Origin of the sequence: Paenibacillus lutimineralis (assembly GCF_003991425.1) — a bacterium.
Taxonomy (GTDB): domain Bacteria; phylum Bacillota; class Bacilli; order Paenibacillales; family Paenibacillaceae; genus Fontibacillus; species Fontibacillus lutimineralis.
This window is the reverse complement of sequence record NZ_CP034346.1, coordinates 1361151-1374301: the sequence shown is the minus strand read 5'-3', so window position 1 is coordinate 1374301 and position 13151 is coordinate 1361151. Positions and strand designations below refer to the sequence as shown.

Sequence of the window (13151 nt, the reverse complement as noted above, 5' to 3'; positions counted from 1 at the left end):
GCCGCGGGGTGATCAAAAGCGGATTATTTGTTGTCCCAGCCTGCCTGGATCTGCTTCAACGCATCATCCAGATTCGCCGCACCGCTGACATAGTCGGTCATGCCTTTCCAGAACGTACCCGCTCCAACGCTTCCCGGCATCAGATCGGAGCCGTCGAAGCGCAGTGTGGAAGCCTCTTGAACGAGCTTCGCCATCCGGCGGTCGGAATCCGTTGTATACCAATCCAGCGATGCATCATTCATCGGTGCAATAACCCCGCCGGACTGTACCCAGGTCTTGATCGATTCGCCTGTCGTGAAGAACTCCATGACCGCGCGAACCTCTGGACGGTCGTTGAACATCGAATAAATATCCCCTGCTACCAGCACCGGCTTGCCGTACTGCTCATCAATCGGCGGGAAATAGAACCAGGCTACATCCTCGTCGATCTTAGCTGTCTCCGGGAAGAAGCTTGTGATAAAGTTGGCCTGACGGTGCAGCCATGCCTTCGGCGGATTGTCGAACATCGGGGCAGTGGCATCACCAAAGGCTGTCGTAACGATCGACTTAGTGCCACCGTATACATAATCTTTGTTCATCCAGATCTGCGACATCAACTCCACGGCATGCTTCACTTCCGGCGAGGTGAAAGCAAGCTCGCCCTTTACCCATTTGTCGTAATTCTCTGGAGTAGTCGTACGGAGCATGATATCCTCGACCCAATCCGTGGCCGTCCAGCCTGTCGCCGCGCCGCTCTCAATCCCGATCGTCCAAGGCGCATCGCCGTCCTTGGCAATCTGTTCCGTTAACGCCATCAACTCATCCCAGGTCTCCGGAATTTGATATCCGGCATCTTCAAATTGCTTCTTCGGATACCAGACCAGGCTCTTCACATTACTGCGGTTCCATACCCCGGTCATAATATCGCCGTCCTTACCCGGCATGGTCGCCATATCAAGCCAGCTCTGATTGTAATTAGACTTCAATTTATTGATATCAAGAATATTGTTCAGATCAATGACCTTGCCCGTCTTGGCAATTGAAGCGAGCAAGCCCGGCTGTGGGAAATCAGCAATATCAGGCGCATTCCCGCCATCTACACGGATATTGATCGTTGCCTCGAACTCCTTGGAGCCTTCATATTGAATATCGATGCCCGTCTTCTCCTCAAAGTCCTTAATGCTATTCTCGAACTTGACTTGGTCAGCATCTACGAAGGGGCCGAACATTGTTACTTTCGTTCCCTTATATTCGCCCTTCAGCGCTAATTCAAGCGGCGAGCCTTGTGTATCTGAGCCTTGATTGCCGTTCGTATTCGCGTTGTCGGGAGATTTCCCCTGATTCCCCTCATTCTTCTGATTATCACCGGGCTGATTCGCCGTCTTCCCCTCATTACCGCCTCCCCCGCAGGCACTTAACAGCATTGCGAAGGATAGGCATAAGATGAGCAGCAGCGAGACTTTGTGTGTGAGAGATTTTCTCATATTTTCATACATCCCCTCTAACCGTTATTAAGCTCTGTCATGCATCTGTTTGCCAGCCTGTGGCAGTACGCATCCCCCCTTTGCAAAGCTTTTCAGAAATTTACCGGATAAAATCATATCGATTGGTTTATTCATCTTTGTATGCGCTATCAGTCGGTTATATGCCTGAACCTGTAATATACTGCTCATGCCTCATTATCTCTCTCGTGTAGATTCGCGAATCATCAGCTGATGCTCTAAAATCTCTCTTCGGATCTCTACTCTTCCGGTGGTAATCAGCTCATGCAGCTTCTCAGCTGCACGATAACCGAGCTGATAGATCGGCTGGGCGACGGTCGTCAGCTTGGGAATGAACATGCCGGCCATGCGTACATTATCGAATCCGATGATCGAGATCTGCCCGGGAACGAGTATGTTCCGATCCTTCAGATAGGAGATCGCCCCCATGGCGAACTCATCCGACACGCAGAACAGCGCGGTTAACTCAGGGTAACTTATTAGCAGATCATGTGTCGCAGCATAGGCGTGATTGAAGCGGTAATTAGCGTAGCTTACTTTGCTTGTATTTTCCGGAAGACCGAATTCAGTAATTGCACGGATGAACCCGGCGTACCTCGGCGGTCCGGATATGGAGTTGTCATGGTGGAAGCCGATCATCCCGATATCCCGGTGGCCCAGTCCGATCAGGAATTTAACGGCGTCATAAGCCGCCGCCTCATCATCGATCTCGATGCAGGGGAGGCTATATTCCTCCGAATGGGTAGAGACAAGCACTGTCGGGATTTTGTAGTCTGTTAATTTGCGGTGATATTCCGGCAGCATGGCGTCGCTAGCGAAGACGATCCCGTCTACCTGCTTCTCATGGAAGGTATCGATGTAGGCCAGCAGACGTTCCTTATTCCTGTCCGTGTTGCAGATCATCAGGCTGTAGCCAAGTTTAATACAGGCATCCTGCATGCCGCGGATCATCCCTGCATAATACATACTCTCAATGTCGGGAATGAGCAGGCCGAGGGTGAACGACTTCTTGTAAATGAGTCCCCTGGCAAAAGCGTTCGGCTGGTACTTCAACGCCTCGATCGCTTCAAGCACGCGCAGCCGCTTACTCTTGCCTACCATCTGCGGCGTATTCATCACCCGGGATACGGTACTGATCGAAACCCCCGCCCTCCTGGCAACATCATGAATCGTAGTCTTCAATGGTCACGACCTCTTTTCCGAAAAGCTTTTCAGTTACATATGTATGCAACATCGGAGCCGATTCATTCGTCATCTGGAATAAGAATAAATAGCAGACAGAAGCGGGAAATGATAGAACATTTTACTAAGATGAGTCAGCCATACAACCATTCTCGTGCAGCTTATATGTTCAAGCTTAAGTCGCTTTATGCGGGGGGAGGAGAACTATGAGAGGATTAGTTATGAAACGAAGATACTGGTCACTAGCTATCTGCATGCTCACTATTGTGATTGCGGGGTATGTGTTAACGGCATGTTCCGTGCTTGGAGGTGGGACTGATGGGGACCAAGTACAGGTGAGTACAACTCACAATCCCACTGGTGAGGAGGTGCTCAAGCTCAATCCTGACGCCGACATCTTCATGTTCGGGGATCTTATCTTCATCAAAGCTGATCCCTCGAGTTGGGTTCAGGAATTAAAGTTCGAGGATCAGAGCAAAGTCGGAGAGATTACAGCTGTATATGATAAGCAAGACAGCTTCATTAATGGCATGTCTACGAAGCTGACTGTCGGAACTGAAATTTATGCTCCTTCGCCCCGGCAAGGAGGAGAAGTTCTCATCATTGAGTTGGACGGTAAGCAGCACCGATATTTGGCGCTTATAGAAGGGTAAGGGTAGCATACACTCCTGAAAATCGAGTGTGAACACAGCAAAGCCGCTGCTCTCACTGCATATCGCAGTTGAACAACGGCTTTGCACATATTTAGTGATTAAGAACTTGAACATATTAGAGATCAAGAACTTAGTAGAACTTAATCGCACTCGTACTTAGCAGGGCAAGTAACGAAAACTGCAAATATGCAGCTTTTTAAGATACAAATCACTTGATTTAGCAAAAAGCCTGCAAATATGCAGGCTTTTACGCCTAATCCGGCGTAATCGAGTCTATTTCGAGAAAAAAACTGCATTTTTGCAGGAATTCCCGATTTACGATCTCTATTCCTGATAAAAACTGTATTTTTGCAGGAATTTACTGTCCGCTGGGCCTTCCAAATGCGAACTGGTATATCCACACCGCATCTATACCGTTCTATATGAGCGGTCGTTACCATGCCACATGATCTTCATGAACTCTCACACTCCATAGGATAGAACTCTTAGACAAAAAATGCCATTCCGGCTGGTACATCAGGCGTTCACCAGCCGGAATGGCGTTACTAATAGCCTACTACCCGTTCACTGCCGCGAACTGGCTGTTGTACAGATTGGCGTAGTACCCGCCGCTCTCCAGCAGCTGTTCATGACTGCCGCTCTCGATGACATCCCCGTCCTTCATGTAGAGGATCATATCGGCCTCACGGATCGTCGACAGACGGTGGGCGATGACGAAGCTCGTTCGGCCTTCCATCATCTTCAGGAACGCCGCCTGGATACGAATCTCCGTCAGCGTATCGATGCTGCTCGTCGCTTCATCAAGAATCAGCATCGGCGGATCAACCAGCATAACCCGAGCGATCGTCAGGAGCTGCTTCTGTCCCTGGGACAGGCTGTCGCCGGAGCCGCTGATCACCGTATCATAGCCCTGCGGCAGCCGCTTGATGAAGCTGTGGGCGTTAGCCGCCTTAGCGGCAGCAATAACCTCCTCCTGGCTAGCATTCGGCTTCCCGTAGGCGATATTGTCGCGGATCGTCCCGCCGAACAGCCAGGTATCCTGTAGCACCATCCCGAAGGTATGGCGTAAGCTGTCACGGGTCATATCGTTAATGTTAATGCCGTCTATCGCAATCTCGCCAGCATCAACATCATAGAATCGCATTAACAGATTCACCAGCGTTGTCTTGCCGGCACCGGTCTGTCCCACGATCGCGACCCGCGTGCCTGGTTCGACAACGAGGTTCAAATCAGTAATAAGGGGCCGTTCAGGCTGGTAAGCGAACTTCACATGCCGGAACGTAATCGTCCCCTGCTTCGCCGGGATATGAACAGCATCATCAGCATCCGGTGACTCCGCCGGTTCATCAAGCACCTGGAAGACACGCTGCGCCGAGGCCGTAGCTGATTGCAACTGCGTAATTACGCCAGTGATCTCGTTGAACGGCTTAGCGAACAGATTGGCATAGATCAGGAAGCTGGACAGTCCCCCCACCGATATTCTGGACATGATGACCATAATACTCCCAATTAACGCGATGATTGAGAAGGTCACATTGTTCACCAAGCGGGTAGATGGATTAGACAGGGAGCTGACAAATTGTGATTTTACCCCGGTGTGATGTAATTCATCATTTCGCGCTGTGAACTCCGCAAAAGAGTGGTCTTCATAACGGAAGGCCTGAACCACCTTCTGCCCGCCGATCATCTCCTCGACATAACCATTTAGCCCACCCAATATACGGGCCTGATCACGAAATAGCTGTTGGGAGCGCATCGTGATGAACCGCGCTACGAAGAAGGCCGCTGGTGCAGATAACAGCACGACGATGGTCATGAGTGGATTCGTATACAGCATGAGCGCGATCGCTCCGATGATTGTAACAACGCCGGTTAAGAGTGTGGAGAAGCCTTGCAGCAACCCGTCCGATATGGCATCCATATCGTTGACGAACCGGCTGATGCTGTCCCCTTGCGGATGATTATCATGATATTTCAGCGGTAGAACATTCAGCCTGTCGAACATCTCGCTGCGCAGATCATTAACCGTTTGATAAGCAAGCCGATTCGTAAGATATGTCAACAGCCAACCGAACAAGCTTCCGATGAGATACACCAGACCAAGCTGCGTAAGCAGTCTGAATATGTCCGCGAACTCAACGGCACCCTTGCCGACCATATGGTCGATCGTAATCCCGATCATAAGCGGCCCGATCAAGCTGGAAGCTACGCTAATAATCGCACTAATGAAGGCCCAGATTGTATAGCTTTTATATTTTCCTGTATAAGTCAGCAGTCTTCCCCATGTTTGCTTCATGTTCATTGTTGTCCTGCCTCCTCATTAGAGAACTGTGAGCGGCAAATCTCTTGATAGACACTGCAATCGCGCTTGAGTTCAGCATCTGTGCCGATGCCGGCGATCCGTCCATCTTCGATGACGATGATCTTATCAGCCTGCTGCACGGTGCTAACCCGCTGCGAGACGAGGAATACCGTCATTCCCTGGCTGTTCTCCTGGATCGACCTTCTTAACGCCGCATCTGTGGCAAAATCGAGTGCGCTCGAAGAATCATCAAGGATGAGAATATCGGGACTGGCGACAATTGCCCGGGCGATCGTTAAGCGCTGCTTCTGCCCACCCGACAGATTAAGTCCGCCCCTGGACACCGGAGTGTTATAGCCTTCTGGCATTTTCGATATGAATTCATCGGCCTGTGCAATGACAGCTGCCCGCTTAACCTCTTCATCCGCAGCTAATTCATTGCCCCAACGGATGTTATCGTCAATCGTCCCTGTGAAGAGCAGTGCCTTCTGCGGAACGATCCCGATCTTGCCGCGTAGCTCATGCAGGCTATAATCCCTTACGTCGATCCCATTGATGAGGATTTGCCCAGAGGTAGTGTCATAGAATCTCGGAATCAGGTTCACAAATGTAGATTTGCCTGAACCAGTACCACCGATAATGCCCACGGTCTCGCCACGTCTTATCTCCACCGATATATCTGTCAGAGCCGGATCACCCGTTGCGCTATATCCGAAGGTGACATGATCAAATACAACAGCGGGACCGTCCTTTTTATCTTCTATTTTCGCTGCAGACTGTTTTCGCTCTTCTGGCGCAGGGTCCGCAATGGAAGGAACGGTATCGAGCACCTCATTGATCCGTGCTGCCGAGGACGCTGCCTTGGTAAAAATAATAATCAGGTTCGACACGACGATCAAAGCGAGCAAAATTTGCGTGACATAGTTAATAAAGGCGATGATCTCGCCAGAAGATAATGTCCCCGTATTAATGTGAATACCGCCAATCCATAGAATAGCGATAATCGCCCCGTTGACAACAACCGTTGTTACCGGACTAAGCAGCGCAGACACACGCCCTACTCGGATCGCAGTGGCCGTAATGTCGTCGGAAGCCTCGCGGAATCTCGCCTTCTCAGCCTGTCTCTTCGCGAACGCACGGATGACGCGAACCCCCGTCAGATTCTCGCTCAATACTAGTGCGATTCTGTCCAGCTTCTTCTGGTATAACCGATACATAGGTGCGGTCTTGGTAATAATCAAATATAGAATAATTGCAAACACGGGTGTTGCCGCAAGCAGAACAAGCGACAGTCTAAAATCAAGCAGCATCGACATGATGATTGCCCCAATGCAAATGAACGGGGCACGAATCACGAGCCGAATCAGCATCGCTACCGCGATCTGCAGCTGATTGACATCATTTGTGATACGGTTGATCAGTGATGGTGTCCCGAAGCGATCAATCTCAGCATAAGACAGCGTCGAGACATGCCGGAACAGCGTATTACGCAGCGTTGTCCCGAAGCCCTGCGATGCCCGGGCCGCATAATATTGACAGATCAGCGAGCTGCCGAAGCCCAGTATCGACATGACGACCATTAAGCCGCCCATCTTCCATACATAAGCGATATCATTTCTACCAATCCCATGGTTCACAATCAGGGCCACAATCGTCGGTAGAAGCAGCTCTAGAATTGCCTCCACCAGCTTAAAGAAAGGGCCTAGAATACTTTCCTTCTTGTAAGGTTTTAAAAATGCAACGAGTCTAAACAAAGTATCATCCCCATCATGACTGTTATAAAGGCCGCTTTTGATCTGACAAATCGGCCATTCTGAACTTGGACTAAAAATTTCATTTCATGCAATACAAAGGGTTTGACGAAATTTATTTACCGGATATGATTATGACATAACATCTTCCATATTAATAATATTTGATTTATATCTAATCTATATGAAATAAATATGTCAGCATAAAAGGAGAAGCTTATGGACATCAGGCAGTTAAAATATTTTCTGATGATTGCGGAGGAAGGACAGATTACCTCAGCCGCCAAAAAACTGCAAATGGCCCAACCCCCGCTTAGCCAGCAGCTTAAGCTGTTGGAGGAGGAGCTTGGCGTGAAGCTCGTAGAGCGTGGTCCACGCAGTATCCGACTCACGGACGCCGGTGAGATTCTACGCCGCAGAGCGCAGCAAATTGTAGATTTAACAGACTCGACGTCCAGAGAGGTCAGTGATTTTGCCAAAGGATTGAAAGGCACATTGACGATCGGTACGGTGTCCTCCTCCGGAGCGACGTTATTAAAGGATAGATTATCCGAATTTCACAAAACTTACACCGGGATCAAATTTGAAATCCATGAGGGCAACACATTCAGGGTCATTGAATTGCTGCAGAGTGGAGTCATCGAACTGGGGATCGTTAGAACGCCCTTTCATAATGCGGGGATAGGTTACAAATATGCCGAAAGCGAGCCGATGATCGCCGTGATGACCCCGGAGCTGGATTGGAGCGGAGGGCGGGATGCCATCGGAATCGATGAACTCCGCGAGCGCCCTCTGGTCATTTACCGCCGATTCGAGCAGCTGATCCGCGAGACCTGCCAGAAATCCGGCTTCGAACCAAACCTATTCTGTAAAAATGACGATGCACGGACCACCCTGCTCTGGGCCAATGCCGGCCTCGGCATCGGAATTATCCCGAAGTCCGCGTTTGAGCTGGCGAACCACAGCAATCTGATCTATAAGGAAATTGACAGTCCCTCCCTCCAGACCCGGGTCGCGGCAATCTGGATCAAGGATCGTTACATGTCCTCGTTGGCTAGAAAGTTCCTGGAGAGCTTCAGTAAGGAATGATAAAAGAAAGGAGTGATCCGGCTGTTCACCGTTCACTCCTTTGGATTATGACCATAGAGGATTCTATTGTATTTGATCTTTTGTTCTTAATCCCTGCTCTATCTCACGAATACTAAACCGTACGATCGCCCCGTTGGCCGTGCCAACATACAGTTCATCTCCCGATCTGTTGATTGTTCCGTTACGCGACTCCAGCTCACGCAGCTCTGCGTAGCCCATCAGCATATTTTGCATCCGTCCCAGCAGATCGCCACTCTGTCTGTCGATAACGAGCAGGTTCGGGCCATAGGGCAGAAGCAAGTAATCGCTCATCACCATATATCCGCCTCCGGCAAAGTAGGACATATTCTCTGCCTCAGCAGTAGTATGGTTCATTTGCCATACCGGTGTACCGTCACCAAGCCTTACCGCTGTAGGAATCCCATCAGCCAAGAGATATAATATATCCTCGGCGATGGTTCCCTTGGAGGCTCTACCCTTCATCGTCCACAGTTCCTGCCCCCGTTCTGCATCATACAGCACCGATTCATATTGCTCCTCGCTCCGGTTAACACCCGTATGATTGGCGGTCTTCGCCATGCGTTGCACAAGCAAATAACGCTCATCGATTATCTCGATTCGTTCATTTGCAGTCAAGGAATACACGGTCAAGCTGTTCCCCGTCCGTAAATCCAACAGCATCCAGCGATCGCCCAGCTGAATCCAACGACTGGACGAAGGCGGCTCGAGGGGATTGATCCTTGGTCCTCCCGGATAGTAGGCATCGTAACTAGCGTAGCCAGACTGCTGCCCTTGCAGCTCAACCGTCCACTTCACCTGCCCGGAATTCGGATCATAAGCATTCAAGGCTTTCTGATCTCGAACCAGCACATAGGGATCTTGACCACCTGCATTGAATATTTGAGCCTTCGCAGGGACTTCCCGCTTCCATTTCAGCTTGCCCGTAGTATTATCGAAGACAGATAATTGCGCTAGATGATCCTTCTCTTCCATATCTGGAGTCTCCAGCGTAATTACGCTGTTTTTCGCCAGCCCCATTCCAACTCTATACCCCTGGTCCTCAGACTTTCTCTCCCATAGAACCTTGCCATCGGATAAACGGATCTGCCGCAATCTGTTCTCGTACTGCTTCGCCTCCGGGTTGTAATCCGTCAAGATCGTCACCATATCACCGGAATCTGCTACTTCCGCCTGCAAAATTCCAAAGCCGGCCTCCACCTGCCACAGCTTCTTGCCATCCGTCCGGGTGACTGCGTATATATTAGAGCTCTGATGCATTCCACTGAAGCCGCCGTCGTCTCCCTTGATTAACAATACATCCGGAGTAGCCGCCAGCATGTAAGCAAAATCCAAATCCCCCTGCTGCCTCCATAACGGATCCATCTGCAACGTCTCTGACATAGGAGTATTCATAAAATGATAAGAATCACGATAGTCCAGCCCAGTGTAGATGCTCCTGCTCCTATCTGCACCAGGAATGATCCAACTGTTCCTCTCCAGCTTGCCTTCCTGAGAGAAAGTCACTAAGAACTGCCCGTCAGGCCGTTCGTAACGCCAGGTCTTTCCTAGCTGCATCGGCTTTCCGTTCTCCATCTGTAAGTTCCCTGAAGTTTCGATAAATTGCGGTGCGCCTAGCAGCTTCTTCACGTATGAACTATCTGTGCCGGGAACCAGCAGCCAACTGGCCATATTTCTGATCAGATCCGTGGATACTTTGGAGCTTGGGGCAAAGATTCCCGGAGGAAGCGGAACTTCACTCGCTATATCCTGCTTCTGAATCCACAGCAGAACCGGCTGATAGATCTCTCCGTCCTGTTGCCAAGGCTCGGGATTCGCGAGCACCCCTACCCAGCTCTTCCATTGGGCTACAGCAACCCATTCGGAATCACTTGCCACTTTGTTATCCCATGTGAGCGAACTGTTCGGAGTTAACGCCAGCTTAGCCTCGTTGCTCAGAGTAATCCACTTCATATCTCCAAGCTGTACTACCTGACCTGCATCCTTCGTCCAATACCACAGTGGGGTCCAGACCTCACCCCGATCATCAGAATGAACCTGAAGCAGCTCGCCCTTCATATCACGGACTTTGAACCTGTCTCCCCTCTGCCCGTAATATGACAAGTTCAATTTATGTATGTCACTCTTGGTGGTTATTTGTTTTGGAAATAAAGGAGCTCGTTGTTGAGCCTCCAGGGAATCGCCCTTTTTCGGAAGAACAGTACTAGAGAAGTCGGTTGCGGCAAACGTTGTATAACTAGCCTCAGTCCCTAGAGCTGCATCTAGTGGAGAAAGTATTAAAAGAGTACATAACCCCAGCCCTGCAGCCATCTTGCTTAACGGTAACATCGCCTCATCTCCCTTATGAACAATTATCTGATTATGCGCTTATTTATTACCGAATAGAAGGATTTATTTCATTAGACGAGAGACATTCGGAAAAGTTCTGGAGTGATATGTAAATAGGATACAAAAAGCCTTCAGCTTCCTCTGTTCAGGAAACCGAAGGCTTTATTGTGATTTGCGATCTATTCTGCAATTATCCCTTCTTGATTGCGATTGAGAATACTACTGTCTTGGCTGGGTTATCGACCAGGACATTGACGGTATAATCTCCGAGATCGGCCTGCTTGGAAGCTAACGGTCTGCCTGCTTCAACCTCAGCGCAAATCGCATCGAACCAGCGATTGAAGGCAATCGCGTCATAAGAGAATAACTGATTGGCAAAGAGTTGGATTGGCTCCTTGTTCCGTGCCTGGGTACCTTCACGTAGTCTTACCGTAATTCCATACGTATTATAGGCCGGATCGAGCCAGATCGCCGCCTCTTCGGTTGCGGCCTTCGCGCTTGTAGCACCCAACGCTGTGTTCTCTTGCACCGCTTTCTTCTCTTTCTCATCCTTGAACAGGCGAAGCGTCGTATCGAACAGATCATAATTGGTTCCGCGCAGCTGTCCAGCCTGCTTCAATGTATCGTAAGCATCCCACATTTTCTTGTCCGGGAAGGCAACGATCTTCTGTCCGCCCCCGTTCGTAGGCACAAGCCGTTGCAGCATATCTGCCCGTGGGAGAACTGGAATACGCTTTGTTTTATCAGTCAGACGATTCAAGATAACGAGTGACTCCGCACGGGAGACATAACGGCCTACGCCAAATTTGCCATCTGGATATCCTTCCATGATTCCTTTGATTAAGGACTCAGCAATGAATTTCTGCTCTCGATCACTAGCGCTCGTTAAATCTCCATAACCTTGTGCAACTGAGCGGCTGAACTGTTCATCTTCCAGATACTCGGTTTCCTGCAGTGTGTAGAACAGTACTTCCGCTACATTCTCACGGGTCATATTCGCCTGAAAATCACTGTACCGGCCTTTATTCAGAAAATTCAGATCACTGGCAACATCTATGTAAGGTTTAGCCCAATACCCAGTCATCGCAGGCTTGAAATTGAAATATCGGTAATCCTGCTTCAGGATTGTCCGATTCTCCTCAGTGAGGGAGTCAAGGAAGGAGCTCTTCCAGCTTCGCTCCAGATTCGGATGCTGCTCACTGTAAGACATAATTAACATTTTGATGAACTGATCGACCTTCACTGGCTCGTTCGGGCGGAAGCTTCCGTCCGGATAACCGTCCAGAATACCTTGTTGTACCATAGCCTCGATCTCTTGTCTCGCCCAATGCCCTTTGATGTCTTTGAATACCGGATCCTTCGCTTCTACGGGTACCGCACCCGCCTCGGCTTGGGGTACCCCGGCAAATAGTCCGACGATCAAGCTAAGAGATAGGAGGATACGCACACCTCTTGGCTTGATTAAATGAATTCTCATAGATATGCCCCCTGAATAATATAATACAAGCTGCATGACAGCAAAATCTTGCACCATTATTCAGAAAACCACAATTCTAGACAATTGTGAATAGGCCGTACGGGCCGCCGAAAACCGTTACAAATGTTCGAAAAATGGCGCTTGATGAACAGCTCTAGCGGCCGACTTTGCAACTTTATACCGATATCGCAAGGTATTTGGGATTATAACTTAGTACCTAGACGAGAGAAGTAATGGTAGAATCGTTTTAATTTTAAGGTTCAGACGCTATAATGTAAGGTAATCCTATTGATTTACTAGTATCCGATGGAGAGGAAGAGATACATGACTCATATATCTATTAAATTATCGCAGAGCACCGCTATTTTGCTGGAGCATGCCCGCAGAGCAGGAATGTCTGACCAAGCGATCCTTGCTGCGGTCGAAGCCAAAGATTCTGCCGTCTTTCAGCAAATTGAAGATGAACGCTTCAATTATGAGCACTTCATCAGCTATGCCGAAGAACATGGAGAGAGACTGGCCGAAGCTATTAAGGAAGGATACCGCCTGACTTTCAATACCCGCAATGGGCTAAAAAGCTGGTTGGAGCAAGCCTTTGGCCTGCAAGGCGGACAAGATTTCGAAGTAGGCGAGGGGATCATCGAGAAATTGCACCTCACCGAGCAGCAAGCCGAACTGGTTCATCAGCGCTTGGCTGTGAACTGGACTGTGGCTGAAGCCAAGGAAGCTCCTGGTGGCAAGGAATTGACGCTGAAGCTGCGTGCGCCGAAGGTTCGTATTTGAGATCAACCTAACGGGTCCCGTTATGAGGTGCAAGGACATCAATATGTTAGCGTTAGAATTGGTTATAAAAAGTGCCGAAAAGATAGT

The 13151-nt window shown here is 49.5% G+C and carries 9 protein-coding genes; 3 read left to right on the top strand and 6 right to left on the bottom strand.

The annotated features are described in order from the left end of the window. Positions 1-23: 23 nt before the first annotated feature. Complete coding sequence (locus tag EI981_RS05800; protein ID WP_126996256.1) at positions 24-1463, bottom strand: ABC transporter substrate-binding protein; 1440 nt, start codon at positions 1461-1463, stop codon at positions 24-26. Positions 1464-1658: 195 nt separating this feature from the next. Continuing rightward, the gene (locus tag EI981_RS05795) at positions 1659-2663 is read right to left on the bottom strand and encodes a LacI family DNA-binding transcriptional regulator (RefSeq protein WP_126996254.1); all 1005 of its coding nucleotides are present in this window, start codon (positions 2661-2663) and stop codon (positions 1659-1661) included. Positions 2664-2869: 206 nt separating this feature from the next. On the opposite strand from EI981_RS05795, the gene EI981_RS05790 reads away from it, so the two are divergent. Next, positions 2870-3316: a hypothetical protein gene (locus EI981_RS05790; RefSeq protein WP_126996252.1), complete on the top strand. Its 447-nt coding sequence runs from the start codon at positions 2870-2872 to the stop codon at positions 3314-3316. A gap of 556 nt (positions 3317-3872) precedes the next feature. Here the strand turns inward: EI981_RS05790 and EI981_RS05785 are convergent. Next, complete coding sequence (locus EI981_RS05785; RefSeq protein ID WP_126996250.1) at positions 3873-5618, bottom strand: ABC transporter ATP-binding protein; 1746 nt, start codon at positions 5616-5618, stop codon at positions 3873-3875. Continuing rightward, complete coding sequence (locus tag EI981_RS05780; RefSeq protein ID WP_126996248.1) at positions 5615-7372, bottom strand: ABC transporter ATP-binding protein; 1758 nt, start codon at positions 7370-7372, stop codon at positions 5615-5617. The genes EI981_RS05785 and EI981_RS05780 overlap by 4 nt, the downstream gene beginning before the upstream one ends. A 216-nt stretch (positions 7373-7588) precedes the next feature. Between EI981_RS05780 and EI981_RS05775 the strand changes: the two genes are divergently transcribed. After that, positions 7589-8458 carry a LysR family transcriptional regulator gene (locus EI981_RS05775; protein ID WP_126996246.1) on the top strand — a complete coding sequence of 290 codons (870 nt, stop codon included), beginning with the start codon at positions 7589-7591 and terminating at the stop codon, positions 8456-8458. Between the two features lie 63 nt (positions 8459-8521). On the opposite strand, the gene EI981_RS05770 is transcribed toward EI981_RS05775, so the two are convergent. Beyond that, positions 8522-10804, bottom strand: a complete 2283-nt coding sequence (locus EI981_RS05770; protein ID WP_126996244.1) for an outer membrane protein assembly factor BamB family protein — start codon at positions 10802-10804, stop codon at positions 8522-8524. 190 nt (positions 10805-10994) lie between these two features. Next, positions 10995-12281, bottom strand: coding sequence for an S-layer homology domain-containing protein (locus tag EI981_RS05765; protein WP_162616101.1), 1287 nt, complete (start codon positions 12279-12281; stop codon positions 10995-10997). Between the two features lie 324 nt (positions 12282-12605). On the opposite strand from EI981_RS05765, the gene EI981_RS05760 reads away from it, so the two are divergent. Next, entirely contained in the window at positions 12606-13064 is a 459-nt protein-coding gene (locus tag EI981_RS05760; protein ID WP_126996240.1) for a hypothetical protein, read from the top strand. Positions 13065-13151 lie beyond the last annotated feature (87 nt).